Origin of the sequence: Pseudomonas sp. URMO17WK12:I6 (assembly GCF_003253625.1) — a bacterium.
GTDB lineage: Bacteria > Pseudomonadota > Gammaproteobacteria > Pseudomonadales > Pseudomonadaceae > Aquipseudomonas.
The window spans coordinates 176,296-198,441 of the sequence record NZ_QKYZ01000013.1 but is presented as its reverse complement, the minus strand read 5'-3'; the positions used below and the strand labels follow the sequence as shown (position 1 = coordinate 198,441).

The following is a 22,146-nucleotide window of genomic DNA, read 5'->3' as shown; positions in this document are numbered from 1 at the left end:
CGTCCGGCCCCTCGCTAAGGCTCGGGGTTCCTTCGCTCCGGTATCCATCTGGGGGCATCGCCCTACGGTTGGCTTCGCTTCAACCTACATGCGATGTGTTCGACTGCGTCGAACGGCGCTGCGCGCCAATCCCCAGATGAACACCTCCACTCAGCCTCCCGAAGGGGCGGGTGAATCAAGATCAAAAGCGGCAGGCGAGCTAACGCTCGACCTGTTGAGTGGTGAGGGGTGGGTGTACGCCGCTCCATCGTAGGGGGGAGCGGTGCGGCGATCCGACTTGCCCGCGAAGGCGGCCTGACAGCCGATCAGTCCATGGCGGGTGCAATCTTTTGACGTTGGTTTTCAAGATCAAAAGATCGCAGCCTGCGGCAGCTCGCTTGTCTCAGAATCGTTTGAAACTGAGTCAAATGATCGGAATATTGTATTCAGAACTCAGTTTCGTGAGTTTTTGAGACAGCATTCGTGGAGGCGAGCTTGATAGTCGATGATGAACCGCGTGCTCGATAATCTAGATCCGCAGACGTAGCACAAATGAAAAGCCCGCTGCCCCCTTAAAAGGTCAGCGGGCTTTTTGTTGAGTCTGATTATTCCCAACCCATGGAAACGATCAGGTGACGGCTCAGAACAATATCTTCGCCACATCCGCGAAGCGCTTGGCAAAGTGCACGGTAATGCCTTCCTTCAGGTAGTCCGGCAACTCTTCGAAGTTACCCCGATTAGGCTCCGGCAAAATCAGTTCATTGATTTTCTGCCGACGCGCCGCGATGACTTTCTCGCGCACACCGCCAATCGGCAGTACATGCCCGGTCAGCGTCAGCTCACCGGTCATGGCTACGCCTTTTTTCGGTGGCTGGTTACGGGCGAGCGAAAGCAGGGCACTGGCCATGGTCACGCCGGCGCTCGGGCCGTCTTTCGGCGTTGCGCCTTCCGGTACGTGGAGGTGGACGAAGGCTTCATCGAAGAATGTCGGGTCACCGCCGAATTGCTTCAGATGGGAGCTGACGTAGCTGTAGGCAATTTCTGCCGACTCTTTCATCACGTCCCCCAGTTGCCCGGTAAGTTTGAAGCCTCGGTTGAGGGTGTGAATGCGCGTGGCTTCGATCGGCAGGGTCGCGCCGCCCATGCTGGTCCAGGCCAGCCCGGTGATCACGCCGACGCCGGACAGCACTTGCTCGTTGCGGAACACCGGGCGGCCGAGTGAGGCTTCCAGGTCTTTGGGGCCGAGTTTGATGACGGCTTTCGGTTCATCGAGCAGTTTCATCACCGCTTTGCGCACCAGTTTGCCGAGGTTTTTCTCCAGCTGACGGACTCCGGCCTCACGGGCATAGCCGTCGATCAAGGCCCTCAATGCAGTGTCGCTAATACTCAAGTTGCCTTTGGATACGCCGGCCTTTTCCAGCTGTTTCGGCCACAGGTGACGCTTGGCGATGGCAACTTTTTCTTCGGTGATGTAACCCGACAGGCGAATCACTTCCATCCGGTCCAACAACGGGCCGGGGATCGAGTCCAGGGTGTTGGCGGTGCAGACGAATAGCACTTTCGACAGGTCCAGGCGCAAGTCCAGGTAATGGTCGAGGAATTCGACGTTCTGTTCCGGGTCGAGGGTTTCCAGCAGCGCCGAGGCCGGGTCGCCCTGGTAGCTCTGGCCCATCTTGTCGATCTCGTCGAGCATGATCACCGGGTTCATCACTTCGACGTCTTTCAACGCCTGGACGAGTTTGCCCGGTTGTGCGCCGATGTAGGTGCGGCGATGGCCCTTGATCTCGGCTTCGTCACGCATGCCGCCAACGCTGAAGCGGTAGAACGGTCGACCGAGGGATTCGGCGATGGATTTACCAACGCTGGTCTTGCCCACGCCCGGCGGGCCTACCAGCAACACGATGGAGCCGCTGATCTCGCCTTTATAGGCACCGACTGCGAGGAACTCGAGGATGCGGTCCTTGATGTCGTCGAGGCCGGCGTGGTGTTTGTCCAGCACCTTGCGCGCATGCTTGAGGTCGAGTTTGTCCTCGCCATACACGCCCCACGGCACCGAAGTCGCCCAATCGAGGTAGTTGCGGGTCACCGCGTATTCCGGCGATCCGGTTTCGAGGATCGACAGTTTGTTCATTTCCTCAACGATGCGTTTCTGCGCCTGGGGCGACAACACCTTGCCCGTCAGGCGTTGCTCGAACTGTTCGATGTCGGCGCTGCGATCGTCCTTGGTCAGCCCCAGCTCTTGCTGGATGACCTTGAGTTGTTCCTTAAGGAAGAACTCGCGCTGATGTTCGCCAATCTTGCGGTTAACTTCAGCGGAAATCTCTTTCTGCAAGCGCGCGACTTCGACTTCCTTGCGCAGCATCGGCAGGACTTTTTCCATGCGCTTGAGCATCGGCACGCAGTCGAGCACTTCTTGCAACTCGCTGCCCGTGGCCGAGGTCAGGGCGGCGGCGAAGTCGGTCAGGGGCGACGGATCGTTGGGGCTGAAGCGGTTGAGGTAGTTTTTCAACTCTTCGCTGTACAGCGGGTTCAGCGGCAGCAGCTCCTTGATCGCATTGATCAGCGCCATGCCGTAGGCCTTGACCTCGTCGGTCGGCTCGGTGGGCTGGTGCGGGTATTCGACTTCCACCAGATACGGTGGGCGATGGTGCTTGAGCCAGGTTTTGATGCGCACCCGGGTCAGGCCCTGGGCGACGAATTGCAGTTTGCCGTTTTCGCGGCTGGCGTGATGGACTTTGACCAGCGTGCCGTATTCCGGCAGGGCTTTGGTGTCGAAATGGCGCGGGTTGTCCTGGGGGGCGTCCATGAAGAACAGGGCCAGGGAATGGTGGTCGGACTGGCTCACCAGTTCGAGAGTCTCGGCCCACGGCTCTTCGTTGACGATCACCGGCAGCACTTGCGCCGGGAAGAAAGGCCGGTTGTGGATCGGGATGATGTAGACCTTGTCCGGCAGGTTCTGGCCAGGCAGGGTGAGGCCTTTGCCGGTTGAAGGGTGTTCGTTTTTGTCTGTTTCGGCGTATTCGCTCGGGTCTTCAGGGAATTCTTGCTGGTCGGTCATGGGGCACCTGCGCAATAGGGTATGGATCTTAGATGGGGCAGGTGGGGGGTGGTTTCAATGGCCCTGGCTATTTCAGAGTGTGTGTTCAGGGTTTTGACAGGTCTTGGGTCTCCAAAGGGCCCCGCACTTACAGGGATTTTGGGATGGCGGGGATTGCAGCGCCCACAAAAAAAGGCGACGCCCCTCACAGGGCGTCGCCTTTGTTTTAACTGCCGCTACCGTTTATTCCGACAGTTTGTACGCAATCACATAGTCACCTTGCTTGGTGCCCAACGAGCCGTGACCACCCGCAACAACGAGCACGTATTGCTTGCCGTCCTTGCCGGTGTAGGTCATCGGTGTGGTTTGCGCGCCGGCTGGCAGGCGGCCTTCCCACAGCTGCTTGCCGTTTTTCACGTCGTAGGCGCGCAGGTACTGGTCGAGGGTGCCGCTCAGGAAGGCCACGCCACCGGCAGTGGTGAAGGTCCCGCCCAGGCTCGGTACGCCCATGCTCAGAGGGATCGGAACCGGCGAGCTGTCGCGCACGGTGCCGTTCTTGTGCTTCCAGATGGTTTTGTGGGTGGTCAGGTCGACCGCCGCCACGTAACCCCACGCCGGTGCCTGGCACGGCAGGCCCATTGGCGACAGCAGGGCTTCGAGGATCACGCCGTATGGCGCGCCTTTGTTGGGCTGTACGCCTTGGGTTTCGCTGACGCGAGGGCCTTGTTTGGCGATTTCGGCCGCCGGGATCAGTTTCGATTTGAACGCCATGTAGCTCGGGTTCACGAAAGCAATCTGACGCACCGGGTCAACCGACATGCCGCCCCAGTCGAATACGCCGAAGTTACCCGGATAAACGATCGAGCCTTGCAGCGATGGCGGCGTGAACATGCCGTCGTAACGCAGGGATTTGAAGTCGATCCGGCACAGCATCTGATCGAACGGGGTCACGCCCCACATGTCGCGTTCCTTGAGGGTCGGCGGCACGAAGTTCAGGTCGGACATCGGTTGGGTCGGCGAAGTGTGGTCGCCTTCCACCGCGCCTTGCGGTACCGGGATTTCATTGATCGGCACGATCGGTTGGCCGTTGCTGCGGTCCAGCACGTAGATGCTGCCTTGCTTGGTGGACGCGAGCACCGCCGGTTTCACACCGTCTGCGGTTTTCAGGTCCATCAGGGTTGGCTGGCCACCGACGTCCATGTCCCACAGGTCATGGTGAGTGAACTGGAAGTGCCAGCGCACTTTGCCGGTGGCGATGTCCAGCGCGGTCAGGCCGGCGGAGTGCAGTTCCGATTCAGGGGTACGCGCGCCACCGAACTGATCCGGGGTCTGGTTGCCCATCGGCAGGTAGAGCATGCCGAGTTTTTCGTCGACGGCGAACATGGACCACATGTTCGGTGAGTTGCGGGTGTAGACCTTGCCTTCGGCAATCGGCGTGGTGTCGTCCGGATTGCCGCTGTCCCAGTTCCACACCAGTTTGCCGGTGTGCACGTCGAACGCGCGGATGACGCCGCTTGGCTCGTCGGTGGAAACGTTGTCGGTGACGTGGCCGCCAATCACCACCAGGTCTTTGGTGACCGCCGGTGGCGAAGTGGAGTAGTAACCACCAGGGGTGAAGCTGCCGATGTTGGCGGTCAGGTCGACCTGGCCACCGTTACCGAAGTCTTCGCACATCTTGCCGGTGTCGGCGTTCAGGGCGATCAGGCGGGTGTCGGCGGTCGGCAGGAAGATCCGGCGCGGGCAGACGCTGGTCACTGGCGCGTTGGCAGTGCCGGTCGGGCTCTGCTCGGACGCGTAGGCGGCATCATCGTGATAGGTCACGCCACGGCAGGTCATGTGCGCCCAACCCTTGAAGTTCGCCGCGTTCTGCGTGGAGAGCTTCGGATCGAAACGCCAGATTTCCTTGCCGGTGTCCGGGTCCAGTGCGATCACCTGGCTGTGCGGCGTGCAGACATAGAGCATGCCGTTGGCTTTGAGCGGGGTGTTTTCGGCGGTGGTTTCGCCCGGGTCGTTCGGGCCAGGCAAGTCACCGGTGCGGAAAGTCCAGGCGGGAACCAGTTTGCTGACGTTCTGCGGGGTGATTTGCGCCAGTGGCGAGTAGCGATCGCCATGGGCACTGCGGCCGTAGGAGTTCCAGTCGCCATCCGGCATGGCCGGGGCGGTGTTGCTCATGCCAGGCACGGCGTCACGGTCCAGTTGGCCTTTGATTTCACCGGGGTTGGTGAACAGGCTGGCAAGCGCGGCGATACCGGCGATGACCACGGCAGCACTCAGCACACCGGTGCCGACCGGGTTGAAGTCGCCGCGACGCAACGGGCGACGAAACCATGGCAGCAGCATGACGATGCCGAGGGTAAAGAGCAGCGCCAGACGCGGCACCAGTTGCCACCAGTCCAGACCGACTTCCCACAGTGCCCAGACGGTACTGGCGAACAGCACCATAGCGTACACGCTCAGCGCCGCATAACGGTCGGCCAGCAGCAGCCCACCGGCCACCATCAGGCCGATACCGGCCAGCAGGTAATACAGCGAGCCGCCGAGCATGCTCAGCTTAATCCCCCCGGCCAGCAAGGCCAGGCCCATTAGTAGAAGCAGAATGCCGAGCAGGGTCGGCAATAAACGGCTTCGACTCAAAGCACCATCAGTGCTCATAGTGTGGTTCTCCGTGACGTTTTAAGTAGTGCCGCGCAAGTTCACTGTAGATGACGATCTGGCGCGGGCATGGTTCATCGAAAAAGTGTTTGGTTGATGCGGTCCTGATGGGAGCAGGCTTGCCAGTTCCCACAGGTTTTATGCGTTTGATCAGAACGATGACTGGATCTTGATCCCGCCAATCAGCGCGTCGTCGACCTTGTTCACGCCACCGGGGTGGCGGATGTATTGCAGGTTCGGGCGCACGGTCAGCCAGTTGGTGACGTGCACGCCGTAATAGAGCTCGCTGCTGTATTCGGTGTCTTGCGGGGGCAGGAACGACGGATCGTCGAAGTCGAAGGCGGCGCGGGCCTGGTTGGTGGCCTCGGCGTTTTTGCGGTAGGCCGGGTTGACGTGGACACGGGCCAGCGCGAAGCCGATATCGTCCTTGGCGCGGGCATCGAACAGGCCTTTGTAGACGACACCGGCCTGGACATAGTTGTCGATGGCGTTGGTCTTCTTGTCGTGCATCGTGGCGTTGGCGAACACACTCAGGCCGCGTGAATTGTCGCTAGCGCGGCTGGTCAGTTGCTGCTGAATACCGAGCCATACGCCATGTTTGCTCGATGCACTGCGGTAAGCCTCGCCGCTCAGGGCGGCCGGCTGGCCATTGCTGTCCTTATAGACGTCGCTGGCCTTGGCGCTGCTGTAGTAGTAACCGGCGCGGTATTCACCCGGCAGGCCATTGAGCTTCGGGGTCCAGACCAGTTCTACCGGCAGGATTGCGCCCTGAGTGCCGCTGCCGCTGAGCTTGAAACCGTTGCCGCGATCCAGGTTGGACGGGTTTTGCTCGTAAGCTCCGACTTGTGCGTAGAACTCTGGCGTCAGGTGATATTTGACGCGCATGGCCCACTGGCTGACGGGCCAGTTGTACCAGATGCCGCCGACCCAGTTACCGACCTGGGAGCCACAGAACGCCAGGTTCTGGAAGTCGCAGGGGAAGCTGTTGAAGTCTTCACCCTCGCCAAAGCGGCCGACCTTGATGTCGAGCTTCTGGTCGAATAATTTCTGCTGATACCACATCTGTGTCAGGCGCCAGGTCTGGCCACGGCCCCAGACTTCCTGCGCCGAGGTGAAACCGCCGACACGCGGGTCGTTGATCCGGTCGTTGCTGATGTTGTTGCCATTGCGTTCAGTGATGGTCAGCTGAAATTCAGCGTCGTCCCAACCCAGAATCTTCTGCAAGTCCAGGTGAGTGCCCAAGGCAAACTGATCGCTGTAGCGCGCGGTACGGTCATGGTCGTAGCCGCCGTGCAGGTTGCTGCCCATTTCACCGGTGTAATCGACTTTGAAGTCGTAGCCTTTTTCCGAAAGTTCGGTGCGAGTGCCGTTCCAGTCACCCAGCATCCATGACGAGTCGCTATCGAAGGCTGGCGCGGCCTGGGTGCAAGTGGCGAGGCCCAGCGCGGTGAACCCGCTGATCAGCTTCAGGGCTTTTCGGCTGGACACAGCGGGTGAGACAGCGCTGTCTCGCGGAGTTTGAAAATCAGGCATAGAGAAGGAATTCTTGATCTTTTTCTAAAGGGGATGCGCTGAACGCAGCAGGAATGCAGCAGGGGAGAAGCGTTTCAGCTGGACGGGCGTAAGGATAATGTTCTGTAACACATTGAGAAAGGGCTTTTACTGACATGGATCATTTCGGATTTGGTAACAGTCGGCTGCGACCGGTCGCCGCAGTGCCAGGTGGCGCAAAAAAAAGGCGGACTGAATAGTCCGCCTCGCTATGTTTCAGGGCCGTCAATTCAACAGATAGACCGGGAAGCATTCACACAAATGCATCACCCGTCGACGGACATTGTCCAGCAGTGCCGCATTGGTCGGTTGCTCAAGCAGGTCGGCAATCAGGTTGGCCACTTCGGCGCATTCGGCTTCACCGAAGCCCCGCGTGGTCAGGGCGGGTGTACCAATGCGGATGCCGCTGGTGATCGCAGGTTTTTGCGGATCGTCGGGGATCGCGTTCTTGTTCAAGGTGATGTGGGCGCTCTCGAGCAACGCCTCGGCATCTTTTCCGGTGATGTTCTTCGCGCGCAGATCGAGCAGGAACATGTGGCAGTCGGTGCCCCCTGACACCACCCGCAGGCCGCGTCGAGTAAGGATATTCGCCATGGTCCTGGCGTTGTCGATGACGCGTTGCTGATAGTGCTTGAACTCATCGCCGAGGGCTTCGTTGAGCGCTACGGCCTTGGCGGCGATGACGTGCATCAGAGGTCCGCCCTGATAGACCGGGAATATCGTCTTGTCGAGCAACGCCGCATGTTCGCGTTTGGCCAGGATCAGACCGCCCCGTGGGCCGCGCAGCGTTTTATGAGTGGTCGAGGTGACGAAGTCGGCAATGCCGACCGGCGAGGGGTACAGGCCGGCTGCGATGAGTCCGGCGTAGTGCGCCATGTCGACCATCAGGTACGCCCCGATTTCATCGCAGATGTTGCGAAAACGCTGGAAGTCGATGGTCCTTGAATACGCCGAGGCACCGGCAATGATCATTTTCGGCCGGTGTTCCCGGGCCAGGGCTTCCATCTCGGCGTAGTCGAGGGTTTCGCTGTGTTTTTCCAGGCCGTAAGAATAGGCGGTGTAGAACTTGCCGGAGAAGTTTACCGAGGCGCCATGGGTCAAGTGGCCGCCATCGGCCAGGGACATTCCCAGAATCGTGTCGCCAGGGTTGAGCACAGCGAGAAACACGGCCTGGTTGGCCTGGGAGCCGGAGTGCGGCTGGACGTTGGCATATTCGCTACCAAACAGTTTGCAGGCACGTTCGATGGCGAGGCTTTCAATCTCGTCGACCACTTTACAGCCACCGTAATAGCGCTTGCCTGGGTAGCCTTCGGCGTACTTGTTGGTCAGCACCGAACCTTGGGCTTCCAGCACTTCTTCGCTGACGTAGTTTTCCGAGGCGATCAACTCCAGGTGGGTTTCCTGGCGGTTGCGTTCGCGGCCGATCAGGCGAGCGAGGGTGGGGTCTAGATTCTGCAGGCTCATGGAGGGCATTCCTTTAAATGAGTGCTTCAGCCAAGGGGGCTGGCGCGTGACGCGGCAACACCCGTGACTGGCTTTTGCTGGTATCGGAAAGAAAAATGGACGTGTCTTTCAGACCGCTGCCGGTGATCAGCACCACGGCGGTTTGCGGCGTGTCGGGGTGTTCTTCGGCGTATTTGAGCAGACCGGCGAAGGCGCTGGCGGCCCCGGCTTCGGGGAAAACGCCGGTGCTGGCGGCCAGTCTGGACGCCGCTGCGACAATGCTCGGGTCACTGACACAGATGAACTCGCCCTCGCTGGCCGTTACCGCGCGCAAGGCCTTGAGACGGTCGCGCGGCAGGGCCACGTTGATGCTGCTGGCGAGGCTGGTAGGCGTAATGCGTTCGGTCTGCTGCATCGGCTGGTCGCTGCGCCAGGCTCGATACATGAAATTGCTGTTTTGCGCCTGTACGCCGATCAGCCGTGGCATGCGTTCAATCCAGCCCAGTTGCAGCAGATCGAAGAAGCCTTTGTACACCGAGCCCAGGATGCAGCCATTGCCGACTGGGACAAACACCAGATCCGGGACTTGCCAGGCGAGCTGTTCGCACATCTCGAAAGCCACGGTTTTCTTGCCTTCGCTCATGTACGAATTGATGCCGGTGGTGCGGTTGTACCAGCCATGGGTTTCGCAGGCGTCGAAGCATTGTTCGAACGCTTCGTCGTATTGCCCATCGACCAGTACGATCTCGGCACCGTAGCCCTGCATTTGTGCGAGTTTCTCGCGGGGAGCACTTTTTGGCAGGTAAATCACGTTGCGCAGACCCAGGCTCGCGCTCATTCCGGCCAGCGCCGAAGCAGCGTTGCCAGTGCTGGCGACGGCGACGGTGCTCGCACCGGATTGCATCGCATGGGCTACAGCCAGGGCGCTGGCGCGATCCTTCAATGAGCCGGTAGGCTGCCGGGATTCATCCTTGATGAATACCTTGATTGGCGCCTCTCTGCCGAGCAATTCGGGACGTGAATACAACGGCGTGTTACCCACCAGTAATGGTGGAATGAACTGCGTGGAATTCAGCGGCATCAGCCGGTCATAACGCCACATTCCCCGGGCGTGGTCATGAGCCAGACTGTCCCGTGACCATTCGCGTGCCAGTGTCGGGTAATCGTAGAGCGCATCGAGAGCACCATCGATTTTGCAATGGGGGCAGTAGTAGCTGACTTCATGTGGCTGGTAGCGGCGTTCGCAAGCCAGGCACTGCAATACATACTCTCTGTAAGACTTCTTCATGGCCAACCCTTGAAAGTACGCTTCCCTGACAACGTCGGTTCAGCGCGGAAACACGGATCACTCCGATGCGCCGGACCGACGGGTACTTCGCTATCCGAAGATTTTTTTTCAGACCACCATGATGGCGTCGATGGCGACCAGGGTATTGCGCGCCAAGGCGCTGGCGCCGGCGGTGGTGCGGGCTGGATAAGGCTGGGTGAAATACTCTTCCATGACCCGGTTCAGGGTCGGGAACTCGCTCAGGTCCGTGATGAACGCAGTGACCTTGACCACGTTCGCCAGAGTGCCGCCCGCGGCTTCGGCCATCTGCGCCAGATTGTCCAGGGTCTGACGCAGTTGCCCTTCGAAATCCTGAGCCAGCACTTCATTGTTCAACGCCGAGACCGGGGTCTGTGCCGACAGGTAGATGGTCTGCCCATGACTGACCTTGATGCCTTGGGAGTAAGTGCCCAGAGGCAGCGGGGCCTTGTCGGTGAAGATGACGTTTTCTTCGCCCAGAAAAGGTTTGGCCAAGGGCTGGAGTTGAGCGTTGGTCTGCATGATGACGATCCTTGTTAGTGGGTTGGGGGGTTAGTGCAAGTCGGCAACCTGTCGCACGGCCAGGGCCGAGAATTCCTCGTCACGGCAACGCGCCGGGGAAAAGTGCTGGTAGTTGAGGTGCAGGGCCGCCAGGTCGGACGGCATTGCGTTGCCCAGTGCGGCGTGACTGCACAACCGGGCAATGGCCGGTGCGGCCTGAATGCCGTAGCCGCCCAGTGCGGCAAGCCAGATGAAACTTTCCTGCAACGGGTCCTGGCCCAATACCGGCGAACGGTCGGCAACAAAGGTGCGTAGGCCTGCCCACTTGTTGATGATCGAGCGAGGGCGCAGCCGTGTGGTGTTTTGCAGGCGATCCATGGTGATGGCCAGATCGAGTTCATCCGGCAGGGCATCGCAAGGCAACGACGGGCTTTCATCGCAAGGCGAGACGATCAGGCGTCCGGCTTCCGGCTTGATGAAAATGTCTTCGTCGACCGTTCCCAGGTATGGTGTGCGGTGCACGTCGCATTGCGGATCGACCGCCAGCACCGTGCGGCGCAGTGGCCGCACACCTACCTTCGGCAAACCGCAGCGCTCGGCCAATTCATCGGCCCAGGCGCCGGCGGCGTTGACCACAATCGCGGTCTCGAGGTGCTGGCCATCCTGGGTGTGTAACGTCCAGTGACCGGCACGGTACTGGCCCCGCAACACTTCGGTCTCACGTTTGACCACACCGCCGCGAGCGCGCAGGCCGCCAAGATAGGCACCATGAATGCCGTGTACATCCAGATCGAAGGCGCTGGGTTCGAAAATCCCCGCGCTCCACGCGCCCTCTGCCAAGTAAGGCACCAGTTCAAGGACTTGTTTCTCGTCGAGGAACTGCGCCGTCGGCACCTGCCCGAGAACCGCGGTGAAACGGGCGGCCAACTTATCCACACGTGCCGCCTGGGCCACGATCAACGCACCCCGTGGTGCCCACAATGGATGTTCGGCGAGCCCCTCGGGCGGATTCTCGAAAAAGCTCCGGGAGGCACAAGTCAGCGAGCGGATCTGCTGGTTGCCGTAGCTTTCCATGGAAATCGCCGCCGAACGCCCGGTGGTGTGATAGGCCAGTTGTGGTTCGCGTTCAAGCAGGCACACGCTGCCGTGAGCCGCCAGTTCATAGGCGGCGGATACCCCGGCAATCCCGCCGCCAACCACGATGAAGTCGTAACGAGCGGTCATGGTCGGCTGCCCTCGACGACGGTGCCGGATTTGCTTTCCCGGGTGTAGGTCAGTACGAAATGTGCCACGAGCCCGAAGATCAGCCCCCAGAATGCAGCGGCCAGCCCCAGGAAACTCATGCCCGAGGCGGTGACCAGGAAGGTGATCAGCGCCGCTTCGCGTTGTTTCTCGTCAGCCATGGCTCCGGTCAGCCCGGCGCTGATCGCCCCGAACAGGGCCAGGCCGGCGAGGGAGGCGATCAGCTCTTTGGGCAAGGCAGAAAACACCGAAGCGAGGGTCGCGCCGAAGATGCCCATCAGAATGTAGAACACCCCGCAGGCGATCCCGGCGATGTAGCGCTTGTCGCGATCTTCATGGGCTTCGCGGCCGGTGCAGATAGCGGCGGTGATGGCTGCCAGGTTTAAGCCATGGGAGCCGAATGGCGCCATCAAAATCGAGCCGATGGCTGTGACCGAAATGATCGAGCGCGCGGGGGTGTTGTAGCCCGAGGTGCGCAACACCGCCATGCCCGGCACGTACTGCCCGGTCAGGGTGACGAGGGCCAGCGGCAGGCCGATATTGATGATCGCGTGCCAGCTCCACTGCGGGGCAATGAAGATCGGGTGAGCGACATCGACGGTGATCGAACCTGTGTTGAGTCCACCGAACGAGGCGGCCACGGCGCAGCCGACAATCAATACCGACAGGATGGCGTAGCGCGGTGAAAAGCGTTTGAACAGCAGGTACGCCGCGATCATTGACAGCACCATGCTCGGCTGCAGCTTGATTGAGGTGAAGAGTTCAGCGCCGAAACGAAACAGGATGCCGGCGAGCATGGCGGCGGCGATGGCTTTTGGCAGGCGACTCATCAATTTGTCGAACGCACCGGACAAGCCGACCACCGCGATAATCACCGAAGCCACCACATAGGCGCCGATGGCCTCGGGCAGGGAGACCGTGGGCAGCATCGACACCAGCAACGCCGCACCCGGTGTCGACCATGCCGTAATCACCGGAATCCGCAAGCGCCAGCTCAATAACAGACCGGTAATGCCGCTGCCGATGGAAATAGCCCAGATCCAGGACGACACTTGATCATTGGGCAGGTGTGCCTCCCGGGCCGCCTGAAACACGATGATCAGCGGGCCGGCATAGGAAATGATCACGGCGATGAAGCCTGCAATGATCGCTGACAGGGATAGATCCTTTCTGAGTGTGTCCATGATGTCTCGGCTTGGCGTGGCTGGCACGCGGTGATTCAGAATGAGATTGAGTCGATTGCTTCGATTCGAGATGAGTGTATTTGAATGAATTGAGTTGATTCAATAGGCGAGGAGGTTGTTACGAGATGTTTTTTTGCTATCAAGCTGTATTTGTCAGGCTTTTTTCAAATAACTATTTGATTTATAAGAAAATATCGTTTTTGAAAAATATTTTGCATGAAAGATGCTTTTCGATTCATTCGCCGAATCAATCGACTCAATTTATTGATTTAATCCATTTATTAGTTGCCTAACCACCATGTGATATGCTCGGATATTCATCATTTCTACGATGGGTAGCGATCATTCATGTGGGTTCCTCAGCTAAGCGAGTTCAGCCAGCCGATGTATTTGTCGATTGCCGACGCGTTGGCGCGCGATATCAGCAACGGCGTGTTGAACGAAGGTGATCGTCTGCCGACCCTGCGGGAGCTGGCCACCACGCTGAATGTCACGCCCGGTACCATCAGTCGTGCCTATAGCGAAGCCCATCGGCGGCGTCTGGTGCAGGGGGAAGTGGGGCGTGGCACTTATGTGCTCAACCAGAAACAGTTGGAACTGCCGGCCAGCAACAGTGCCGTTTCGCTGAATCTTGGGCAGTCTGAGTTATTGGACCTTTCGATCATCAAGCCTTACAGCGAAACCCTGGAATACTGGTTGCGTGGAGCCTTGGTGGGCATGGCCAAAAGCACGGATTTTGCCCATACCCTCGACTATGCCCCCGATGGCGGTCATCCGGCTCATCGCGAGGCGGGCGCGCAATGGCTGCGCCATTCGTTGCCCGATGCACAATGGCAGCAAGTGGTGATCACCGCCGGCGCACAGCATGGTTTGATGGTCGCGATGAGTGCGTTGACCAACGCCGGTGATCTGGTGCTCTGCGAGGAGCTCTGCTACCCCGGCATCATTTCCCTTGCCCATGGACTCGAACGACGCCTGCGTGGCGTACCAATGGACGATGAAGGGATCATTCCCGAAGCGCTGCGTGAGCTGTGCCAGCGTGAGAAACCGGCGATGCTGGTCTGCGTGGCGACGTGCCAGAACCCAACGGCGGCGATCATGTCGCAAAAACGTCGGGCACAAATCGCGGCGTTGGCCGAGGAGTTCGACTTCATTATCCTGGACGATGACATCTACGGTTTTCTGGCCACCGACCCGTCGATCAAGCCGCTGTCGGCGTTTGCCCCGGATCGTTCGGTGTACCTGACCAGTCTGTCGAAGTCGGTCATGCCGGCCTTGCGGATTGGCTATCTCTATAGCCCGCCGAAACTGCTGTCGCGCCTGACCTCCATGGTGCGCAGCAGCGTCTGGATGCCGTCGCCATTGACCGCTCAGTTGGCCAGCAACGTGATCACCGAGGGGTTGGATAAAAAGCTGATACGCATTCAGCGCAACGAGGCCGCCGGGCGGCAGGCGATCGCTCAGGAAATCTTCGCCAATTTCGAGCTCAAGACCCAGCCGTATTCCTACCACGTCTGGTTGACGTTGCCCGAGCCCTGGACCAGCGACGAATTCACCATGCTGGCCCGTGCCAACGGTGTGCTGGTCCTCAGCGGTACCCAGTTCCAGGCCGAACGTAGCGGCATTACGCGCTGCGTGCGACTGGTGTTGATGTCGCCCACCAGCCAGGACGAATTGCGGTTTGCCCTGACCAAGCTGGCCAGCCTGATCGATTCGGACCCGCGTCGTTATTACTGAGCCGGGTGCTATCTCCTGACGTTTGTCCCTCGGATGATGGCCAACTCACCTACAGTTAATTCAGTCTCTGACGAATGCCTCTGTCCGGAGCCCTTCCACCGGACGAAAGCCTCCGTTAAGGTGCGCGGCTCCCCATCCTTTCATCGTTCGAAGGCCCGGCATGACCGAACACAACCCTGATCCCCTGCACGGCGTGACGCTGGAGCAAATCCTCAACGCCCTGGTTGCGCACTACGAGTGGTCGGGGCTGGCCGAGCGTATCGATATCCGCTGCTTCAAGAGCGACCCAAGCATCAAGTCGAGCCTGACCTTTTTGCGCAAAACTCCGTGGGCGCGGGAGAAGGTCGAGCGTCTGTACGTGAAACTGATGCGCACCAAGCGCCCGGTCTGAGCATGGTCATACCCTCGATCGCGAGGCGTCGTTGTGTGGCCGTGGCGGCGATTCTGGGCTGGGCAGGCTTGAGCATTCAGATGTACCTGATTCTCTATGCCCGCTGGAGTATCGCGGCCAGCCTGCTGGGCGGGCTGGTGAGTTTTTTCAGCTTTTTCACGGTGCTGACCAATACGCTGGTGGCGGTGGTGCTGACCTGTGAACTGACGTCTCGCGAGTCGGCGGCGCGACGCTGGTTTTTGCAGCCGTGGGTGAGCAGTGCCATTGCGGTGAGTATCGCGGTGGTCGGCGTGGCGTACAGCCTGTTGTTGCGCCATTTATGGCATCCCGAAGGCTGGCAATGGCTGGCCGATGAGCTGATGCATGACGTCATGCCGCTGCTGTTCCTGGTTTATTGGTGGTTCTGTGTACCCAAGGGGACGTTGCGGCTGCGGCACATTGCGTTGTGGGTGATTTATCCGCTGGTGTACTTCGGCTATTCGCTTTGGCGTGGGCATCTGCTGGCGGTTTATCCCTATCCGTTCATTGATGTCGACAAACTGGGTTATCCACAGGTGTTCGTGAATGCTGGGGGATTGTTGGCGGGGTTTGTGCTGGTTTCACTGTTGGTGATCGGGTTGGATCGGTGGCGTACGGATCGCAAGTGAACACTGACTGTGGCGAGGGAGTTTTTGTGGCGAGGGGGCTTGCCCCCGTTCGGCTGCAAAGCAGTCGCAAAATCAGCAAATATGCTGTGCCGGTTAAAACTCCGTTGCAGGTTTTAGCGCCGCTGCGCGACGCAACGGGAGCAAGCTCCCTCGCCACAAAAAGCATGCAGCCACAGCGTGGCGTTTATTCCTCGTCGCTGTCTTCCAGCCGCCAGTAGCCGACAGCCTTCACAAACTGCTCGTCCAGCCCATGCTCATCGAGCAATGCCCGGCGGATCTGCCGCGACGCTTTGGTTTCGGTCGCCACCCACGCATACAGATTGCCAGCGGGCACTTTGATCTGTTGCACGGTGGTCAGCAGGTTGTTTTTGCCGCCTTCACGCAGCACCCAGATCACATCGACTTGCGCGGCGCTTTCCAGGCGTTGTTGTTCGGCGCCGTTTTCCACTTCCACGATCACCAGTGCGCGCCGATTGGCGGCCAGGCCTTCGAGTCGACGGGCGATGGCGGGCAGGGCGGTTTCGTCACCGATCAGCAGGTAGCTGTCGAAGATGTCCGGCACGATCATCGAGCCACGCGGCCCGCCGATGTGCAGGAACTGGCCGGGTTTGGCCTGCTCGGCCCAGGTCGAGGCAGGGCCGTCGCCGTGCAGCACGAAGTCGATGTCCAGTTCCAGCGTGTCCAGGTCGTAACGACGGGGCGTGTAGTCGCGCATTGCGGGCATCGGCCCGTTGTCCTTGCCGGCACCGAGTACCAGGGTTTCCAGCGCGGCCTGTTCCGCTGCGTTTTGCGGGAACAGCAGTTTGACGTGGTCATCCGTGCCGAGGCTGACGAAGCCTGCGAGTTCCGGGCCGCCCAGGGTAATCCTGCGCATGCGCGGCGTCAGGTCAACCACCCGCAGCACTTGCAGGCGACGGCGTTTGATCTCGTGGCTGACACGGTGAATGGTTTGGGATGGCACGATAACGTCGGTCATTCGACTTTCTCCGAAACGGGTTGAACGGCGGGGCCGTCGACGATGGCTTTGGCCGTGTTGTTGAGCAGGTCGCGCACCCGCAGGATTTCTTCCGGGCTCCAGCGACCATGGTGCATTTGCAAGGCATGACGCAGGTTGTGCACCGCTTCATGGATCTCGGCCGGGCGGTCCTGGCCGCGCAATGAGCGCTTGCTGACTTCGATGCGCATGCGCACACCGTCCAGGGCAATCGCCTGCTCGCTTAATGACAGACGTCCGGCGTCGGTGATGCTGTAGCGTTTTTTGCCACCCTCGGCGTCGCCCAGGATCAATTCGCTTTCTTCAAGGAAGGTCAGGGTCGGGTAGATCACGCCAGGGCTGGGGCTGTAGGCGCCGTCGAACATGCTTTCGATCTGGCGGATCAGGTCATAGCCGTGGCACGGCTGCTCGGCGATCAGTGCCAGCAGCAGCAATTTCAGGTCGCCAGGGGCGAATACGCGTGGGCCTCGACCGCCGCGCTCTCGGCCGGGACCTGGGCGTTTCTCGAAGCCGTCGCGGCCGTCGCCGTGTTCGCGGTGGGGGGAATGATGGTCTCTCATTTTTGCTTTCTCTCGTCGTGTTTAGATACAACTTAAGATATATCTTAAGGCTGGCGCAAGCGTTCTTGACCAACGGTCGAGATTGGAGGGCTTGGGGAAAGGCGCGAGTGGGAGCGCAAGGGAGTGACGAGGATGCTACTTAAGGTTGATTTTTAGAGTAATTGAACTAATTATAAAATTCTTCCGTTTATTGCTGGTCTATTCTTGTCTGAACAGTAGTATTGGTCTTACGGAAGTTTAAAACAGTTCTTGTCTGTGTGTTTTTTCAGTTAAAACTGTGTGTAGTATTTCTCTGAGGGCAAAACAATAAAGTTGCTGTTTTTTTAACTTTTTTCCTGCTGTTCGAGAGCTATTGTTACTACATGTTCTTCGGAAGTTACGTACTTACTTTTTCAAGCGATTGGTCGATCATTCTCCGGCGTCGAAAGTTAAGCAAAAACGCCATGCTTCGTGCCGGGTGTTGGCTTGTTGTGACTTTCCACGGTCCGATCCTTTGAAAAAGACAGGTACTCAACAATGTTCAAGAAGTTTGCAATCGCCGTTCCGATGACCCTGCTGGCCCTGAGCTCTTCGGTAGCGTTCGCTGCGGAAGAATCGCGCACGTCCATCAATATCAGCGCCACCATTCCAAGCAAGGTTTTCCACGCTCAGCCGCGGGATCCGAACTTCGGTAAAGACGAGAAAATGGGCTATGTGTTGGGCTCCGGTACATTGACTCCGATCCGTGCGACTTATGATGTACAACACACCAACGGTTCGGTCGGCGCCTACGTCGAAGGCGGCCCGCAGCCATTGTCCAACGGCATCAACACCATCGCATTGAGTTACATGTTCAATGGCACAACCCTGACCGGCGTGTCGCAGGAAGTGGTCGGTGACGCCGAGTCCAACGGCGGCATGCAAGCTGACCTGGTGATTGCCGCTACCAAACCAACCGACACCCAGAATGGCCTGTACACCGCCAATCCAGTGGTGATCTTCGATGCCATTCCTCGCATTCCGTAATACCGTTATTAACTAAGGTTCATCCTTAATTCATAACACTTACCGATCGGCGGGCAAGTTTTGCCTGTCGATCGGGTTTCAACGAATTTATCTTCAGAGTATTTCGTTCATGTTCCCGATGACGCCCATCGCGACGGCGCTTGCCCTATGTTTTTGTGCAACTGCCCTGGCCGCGCCCACGGAAAACGGCCATACACCTCGAAGTCTGTTGGCGCAGGCCAAGGGGTTGCCGACCGAATTCGAAGAGCATTTCTTTGATGTGCCACTGGCGGTGCGCGTGGAACTTGACCAACAGTTTCTCGGTGAGGCGATGGTCGTGTTGACCCGCGACGATCGCATCACCCTCGTTGACTTCGCCGATGTCAGCGACAGCATGATCAAGCCCAGTGAACGCGACATCTGGGCCAACTATCTGAAACAAGGGGTGGCGCTCGGCGGCTGCCAGGCCAATTGCCCCGAGCAACTGCTGGCCGTGCACTACAGCCTTGAAAACTCACTGGTGTCGATCCTCACCCAAAACGCTGAGCGCGACGATCAGGTACAGCGTTATTACAACCTGCCTGAAGGCGGCAGCACCGGGTTGATCGTGCGTAACCAGCTGAACCTCAACGGCGGGCAGAACCAGGACCTGGGCGGGCGCTACGGCCTGGAAGCCAGCAGCAGTCTGGGTAACTGGACCCAGGCCGTCAATCTGCAACTGTCTCGACTGGGCGGTCTGGATAACAAGCTGTATCACGCGGTGCATGAGCTCTTTACCCAGCGCGAGCTGGAGGGCAATTTTCTGCGCCTGGGCTATTTCACACCGACGTCCGAAGGCCTGACCCGTCAGCCACGTGCCTTCGGCGCGAGCCCCGACACCGCATTGGGCGTCATGTACGGCAGCTCCGACAGCCTGGCCATCAACAACCCGAAACCGGCGGTCTATCCGATTTACGTCACCGCCAATCGACAGGGTTCGGTGGAGATCTACCGCGACGGTTTGCTGATCAACACCCAGGCGGTGCCTGCCGGGTTGCAGACCCTCGATACGCGTCCGCTGCCCGGCGGTATTTATGAAGTGGAAGTGCGTCTGATCGAAGACGGCCAAATCACCTCCAGCACCCTAGAGCTGGTCTACAAACCCAACAACTGGCGTAACCATGACGAGCGCTGGCGCTATAACCTGTTCGCCGGCCGCGAATCGAAATTGCTCAGCAACTGGGAAGAGCAGGCCGAGGGCGACATGACGGCGGGGGCCGCGTTCAACTTCCTGCTGCACCCGCGAGTCATCCTGGGCTTGTCGGGTCGACAGGTGCGCGACGCTCTGCAGTACGGCACGTCGGTCGATTGGGCAATCGTCAACAACGCCAGCGTCTATGCCAACGTCTACAAAACCGAGGACTACGGTACCGGCTTCGACGTGCAAGGGCTTTATTCCTATGGCAGCGGCAGCATCGTCGCCAGCCACAACCGTAGCTGGCTCGATACCACCCGGCTGTACGACACGCTGCCCGATGGCACGCGGGTACGTCAGCGCAATGTATTTATTGGCCAGACCAGCAACTCTTCCCTGTCGATAAATCATCGACTCAACAGCAAAAGCTCGGTCAATGCCCGGGTGTCCCACAGCGAAGGCAACACCAACGGGACGGGTGTGGATCTGGGCTGGACCCAGCGCACCCAACTGTTTGGCAGTGACGCCAATTGGCGCCTGTCGCTGTTTGATCGACCGGGCAGCGTGAGTTCGGGAGACGACCGCAATCGGGGTATCGACTTGAGCGTCAACATCGCGTTGGGTGGCCCCGGTGAACAGCTTTCCGGCAGCATCGGCACTCGCACCGACCGTGATGGCGGGCGCGATAACAACGCTTCGATCACCTACCGCAAAACCCTTCAGGACCATCTGCTGCAAAGCGTCTCCGCCACGGCCATCACCGACACCTACGGCATCGGGTTGAATGCCATGGCGACCATGAGTTCCGACCTTGTCAACGGCGACGGCTTCATCCAGCGCTCGTCCTTCAACAACGACCTTACCGGGGGCTTGAACCTCGACAGCACCGTGGCCGTCGGCGGGCAAAAAATGGTCATGACCAGCCAATATCACCGCAACGGTGCCGGCATGATCATCGACGTGGAGTCGGACATCGAGGACATCGCCTTGCGCGCCGATGATTTGAGCGGCGGCAGCGCGGTGCTCAAGCCCGGGCGCAATTTCGTGCCGATCACCGCGTACAAAAGCAGCTCGGTCAGTTTCGATTTCGAGGGCAACCACGTTCCCGCCGCCACCATCCAACCGGCCCGTTCCAGCTATCACCTGAACAAGGGCGGTGTGGAATATCGCCAGGTGAAAGTGATGAAAACCCTGACCGTCCTCGGGCGCCTGATCGACCCGCAGGGCAACCCACTCAAAGGCCATCACATCATCAACCACGCCAGCCGTGGGGTGAGCGAAGTGGACGGTTTCTTCTCCATGGAAATGAATGCGGGTTCACCGACCCTGGAAGTGCGCCACGGCAGCCAATTGCTGTGCCAGTTCCGCCTGGACCCGAACAATGGGCGTACCGAAAACAACGTGCTGATGATCGGCGATTTGCGTTGCACGCCGGATACGTTGGCCGATGCGACTTTCATGGCTCCAACCGCGGGTTAACCCCCCCGGGAAAACTTGATTAATTAACGAGGTAGGGACGATGAAACGTCTTTTGGCATTTGTGGGTTTTTGTTTGTTTTCCCAAGCTGTTCATGCCGGACCGAGTATCAATATCGGCACCGTTTACGATTATCTGGACGGTGGTAAAAGCACCTATCTGAAGCGTGTATTCAATGGCGGCGACAGCACTACATTCGTCAAGGTAAACATTCTCGAAATTCTCTACGACGCCGACGGCAAGTCGCAGGAAGTGCCGCTCAAATCCAACACCGACGGCAAGTCCCGCGATGGTTTGATGGCAAGTCCCGCGCGACTGATCGTGCCTGCCAATGGCATGCAGGGCACTCGTCTGCTGTTCATGGGCGAGCGCGACAGGGAGCGTTATTTCCGGGTGCGATTCGTACCCGTGGTGCCGGAGAAGGAGGACGAATTCGCGGTGTCCGGCGAAGAGCGGGAAGACTACAAAAAATCCCTGTCGGCCGGGGTTACCGTGCTGGCGGGTTACGGCGCGGTGTTTTTCGTACGGCCAAAGGAAACACGCTTCGACAGTGCGATTGAAAACGGCGCAGGCATGTATCGGATTCGCAACAACGGCAACAGCGTGGTGGTGATCGATGAGTTCAAGGATTGTTCGGTTAAAAACGAGCAGGACTGCCAGCCCACGACCAAGCATCACATTCTGGCGGGGCGCACTTTTGAGTTCGAAAAACAGGCCGGTCGCGAATATCGCTTCACCCTGGTTGAAGGTGAACGCAGCAAAAAACTGAACGTGAAGGGATAACCCATGAGCAGGAAGCTGACCCAGGTCTTTTTGTCGGTTGTCGCGATGTGGACGAGCGCTGATGTCTTCGCCGCCCGGGAAGAGCACACCTTCGAAGTGTTCGTGACGATTCCGACCCAGGTGTTCTATGTCATTCCATCGGACCCGGGCTGGATCCATCGCGAACAGCAACTGCCCTGGAACTTGACGTCGTCGACACTGGGTGGCTTGCGCAAGTACTTCGACGTGAAGAACGAAGCGGGCTCGATCGAGGCGCGGCTGGAAGGCCGGCCGTATCTGTCCAACGGCACCGACGCCCATGACATTGCCTTGCGGGTGCTGTTCAACGGCAAACAGTTGAGCGAGCACGAGAGCAGCGAAGTGGTGTCCCTGGCCGAGGCCGCGCCTGGTAAACGCGTGGTGCTGGAAATCCTCCCGATGCCGCCTGCCGATGGGGTTTACAAGCCCGGCAGTTACTTTGGCAGCGTCAACATGATCTTCAACGCGGTGATGCCGGGTACTTGA

Annotated in this window: 17 protein-coding genes; 7 read left to right on the top strand and 10 right to left on the bottom strand. The window is 59.2% G+C overall.

The genetic code is table 11. The annotated features are described in order from the left end of the window. Positions 1-619: 619 nt before the first annotated feature. The 8 genes from lon to F475_RS22450 form a co-directional block, all read right to left on the bottom strand. Positions 620-3,037 carry an endopeptidase La gene (gene lon, locus F475_RS22485; RefSeq protein ID WP_111454750.1) on the bottom strand — a complete coding sequence of 806 codons (2,418 nt, stop codon included), beginning with the start codon at positions 3,035-3,037 and terminating at the stop codon, positions 620-622. 222 nt (positions 3,038-3,259) lie between these two features. After that, positions 3,260-5,668 (bottom strand): glucose/quinate/shikimate family membrane-bound PQQ-dependent dehydrogenase, encoded by a 2,409-nt coding sequence (locus F475_RS22480; RefSeq protein ID WP_064616269.1) that lies wholly within the window; start codon positions 5,666-5,668, stop codon positions 3,260-3,262. 150 nt (positions 5,669-5,818) lie between these two features. Continuing rightward, complete coding sequence (locus F475_RS22475) at positions 5,819-7,201, bottom strand: carbohydrate porin (RefSeq protein ID WP_111454749.1); 1,383 nt, start codon at positions 7,199-7,201, stop codon at positions 5,819-5,821. Between the two features lie 243 nt (positions 7,202-7,444). Next, on the bottom strand, positions 7,445-8,683 hold the full coding sequence (gene glyA, locus F475_RS22470) for a serine hydroxymethyltransferase (protein WP_018926660.1): 1,239 nt from the start codon (positions 8,681-8,683) through the stop codon (positions 7,445-7,447). A gap of 13 nt (positions 8,684-8,696) precedes the next feature. Beyond that, on the bottom strand, positions 8,697-9,950 hold the full coding sequence (thrC, locus tag F475_RS22465; protein ID WP_026286467.1) for a threonine synthase: 1,254 nt from the start codon (positions 9,948-9,950) through the stop codon (positions 8,697-8,699). 108 nt (positions 9,951-10,058) lie between these two features. Next, positions 10,059-10,490 (bottom strand): Rid family detoxifying hydrolase, encoded by a 432-nt coding sequence (locus tag F475_RS22460; protein WP_007941724.1) that lies wholly within the window; start codon positions 10,488-10,490, stop codon positions 10,059-10,061. Between the two features lie 30 nt (positions 10,491-10,520). Then, a complete protein-coding gene (locus F475_RS22455; RefSeq protein WP_018926658.1) occupies positions 10,521-11,693 on the bottom strand; it encodes an FAD-binding oxidoreductase in 1,173 nt (390 codons plus the stop codon). After that, a complete protein-coding gene (locus F475_RS22450; RefSeq protein WP_018926657.1) occupies positions 11,690-12,895 on the bottom strand; it encodes a benzoate/H(+) symporter BenE family transporter in 1,206 nt (401 codons plus the stop codon). The genes F475_RS22455 and F475_RS22450 overlap by 4 nt, the downstream gene beginning before the upstream one ends. 348 nt (positions 12,896-13,243) lie before the next feature. Between F475_RS22450 and F475_RS22445 the strand changes: the two genes are divergently transcribed. The 3 genes from F475_RS22445 to F475_RS22435 all read left to right on the top strand — a co-directional run bounded on the left by F475_RS22445 (position 13,244) and on the right by F475_RS22435 (position 15,670). After that, positions 13,244-14,632, top strand: coding sequence for a PLP-dependent aminotransferase family protein (locus tag F475_RS22445; protein WP_064616271.1), 1,389 nt, complete (start codon positions 13,244-13,246; stop codon positions 14,630-14,632). A gap of 160 nt (positions 14,633-14,792) precedes the next feature. Further along, on the top strand, positions 14,793-15,023 hold the full coding sequence (locus tag F475_RS22440; RefSeq protein ID WP_018926655.1) for a VF530 family DNA-binding protein: 231 nt from the start codon (positions 14,793-14,795) through the stop codon (positions 15,021-15,023). A gap of 2 nt (positions 15,024-15,025) precedes the next feature. Beyond that, positions 15,026-15,670 (top strand): Pr6Pr family membrane protein, encoded by a 645-nt coding sequence (locus F475_RS22435; RefSeq protein WP_026286466.1) that lies wholly within the window; start codon positions 15,026-15,028, stop codon positions 15,668-15,670. 184 nt (positions 15,671-15,854) lie between these two features. Here F475_RS22435 and F475_RS22430 read toward each other — a convergent pair whose 3' ends face one another. Then, complete coding sequence (locus F475_RS22430; RefSeq protein ID WP_111454748.1) at positions 15,855-16,646, bottom strand: siderophore-interacting protein; 792 nt, start codon at positions 16,644-16,646, stop codon at positions 15,855-15,857. After that, the gene (locus F475_RS22425; protein WP_018926652.1) at positions 16,643-17,224 is read right to left on the bottom strand and encodes a PadR family transcriptional regulator; all 582 of its coding nucleotides are present in this window, start codon (positions 17,222-17,224) and stop codon (positions 16,643-16,645) included. Before F475_RS22425 ends, F475_RS22430 begins: the two co-directional genes overlap by 4 nt. 516 nt (positions 17,225-17,740) lie before the next feature. Here F475_RS22425 and F475_RS22420 point away from each other — a divergent pair. The 4 genes from F475_RS22420 to F475_RS22405 all read left to right on the top strand — a co-directional run bounded on the left by F475_RS22420 (position 17,741) and on the right by F475_RS22405 (position 22,146). Further along, positions 17,741-18,229 (top strand): CS1 type fimbrial major subunit, encoded by a 489-nt coding sequence (locus F475_RS22420; protein ID WP_111454747.1) that lies wholly within the window; start codon positions 17,741-17,743, stop codon positions 18,227-18,229. Positions 18,230-18,338: 109 nt separating this feature from the next. Then, positions 18,339-20,861 carry a CS1-pili formation C-terminal domain-containing protein gene (locus F475_RS22415; RefSeq protein ID WP_111454746.1) on the top strand — a complete coding sequence of 841 codons (2,523 nt, stop codon included), beginning with the start codon at positions 18,339-18,341 and terminating at the stop codon, positions 20,859-20,861. Positions 20,862-20,901: 40 nt separating this feature from the next. Further along, complete coding sequence (locus tag F475_RS22410) at positions 20,902-21,642, top strand: molecular chaperone (protein ID WP_111454745.1); 741 nt, start codon at positions 20,902-20,904, stop codon at positions 21,640-21,642. A 3-nt stretch (positions 21,643-21,645) separates the two neighbouring features. Continuing rightward, positions 21,646-22,146 carry a CS1 type fimbrial major subunit gene (locus tag F475_RS22405; protein ID WP_111454744.1) on the top strand — a complete coding sequence of 167 codons (501 nt, stop codon included), beginning with the start codon at positions 21,646-21,648 and terminating at the stop codon, positions 22,144-22,146.

Bases quoted from the DNA above. Each gene is read 5' to 3' on its own strand.
- lon (WP_111454750.1), bottom strand. From the start codon at position 3,037: ATGACCGACCAGCAAGAATTCCCTGAAGACCCGAGCGAATACGCCGAA.
- F475_RS22480 (WP_064616269.1), bottom strand. From the start codon at position 5,668: ATGAGCACTGATGGTGCTTTGAGTCGAAGCCGTTTATTGCCGACCCTG.
- F475_RS22475 (WP_111454749.1), bottom strand. From the start codon at position 7,201: ATGCCTGATTTTCAAACTCCGCGAGACAGCGCTGTCTCACCCGCTGTG.
- glyA (WP_018926660.1), bottom strand. From the start codon at position 8,683: ATGAGCCTGCAGAATCTAGACCCCACCCTCGCTCGCCTGATCGGCCGC.
- thrC (WP_026286467.1), bottom strand. From the start codon at position 9,950: ATGAAGAAGTCTTACAGAGAGTATGTATTGCAGTGCCTGGCTTGCGAA.
- F475_RS22460 (WP_007941724.1), bottom strand. From the start codon at position 10,490: ATGCAGACCAACGCTCAACTCCAGCCCTTGGCCAAACCTTTTCTGGGC.
- F475_RS22455 (WP_018926658.1), bottom strand. From the start codon at position 11,693: ATGACCGCTCGTTACGACTTCATCGTGGTTGGCGGCGGGATTGCCGGG.
- F475_RS22450 (WP_018926657.1), bottom strand. From the start codon at position 12,895: ATGGACACACTCAGAAAGGATCTATCCCTGTCAGCGATCATTGCAGGC.
- F475_RS22445 (WP_064616271.1), top strand. From the start codon at position 13,244: ATGTGGGTTCCTCAGCTAAGCGAGTTCAGCCAGCCGATGTATTTGTCG.
- F475_RS22440 (WP_018926655.1), top strand. From the start codon at position 14,793: ATGACCGAACACAACCCTGATCCCCTGCACGGCGTGACGCTGGAGCAA.
- F475_RS22435 (WP_026286466.1), top strand. From the start codon at position 15,026: ATGGTCATACCCTCGATCGCGAGGCGTCGTTGTGTGGCCGTGGCGGCG.
- F475_RS22430 (WP_111454748.1), bottom strand. From the start codon at position 16,646: ATGACCGACGTTATCGTGCCATCCCAAACCATTCACCGTGTCAGCCAC.
- F475_RS22425 (WP_018926652.1), bottom strand. From the start codon at position 17,224: ATGAGAGACCATCATTCCCCCCACCGCGAACACGGCGACGGCCGCGAC.
- F475_RS22420 (WP_111454747.1), top strand. From the start codon at position 17,741: ATGTTCAAGAAGTTTGCAATCGCCGTTCCGATGACCCTGCTGGCCCTG.
- F475_RS22415 (WP_111454746.1), top strand. From the start codon at position 18,339: ATGTTCCCGATGACGCCCATCGCGACGGCGCTTGCCCTATGTTTTTGT.
- F475_RS22410 (WP_111454745.1), top strand. From the start codon at position 20,902: ATGAAACGTCTTTTGGCATTTGTGGGTTTTTGTTTGTTTTCCCAAGCT.
- F475_RS22405 (WP_111454744.1), top strand. From the start codon at position 21,646: ATGAGCAGGAAGCTGACCCAGGTCTTTTTGTCGGTTGTCGCGATGTGG.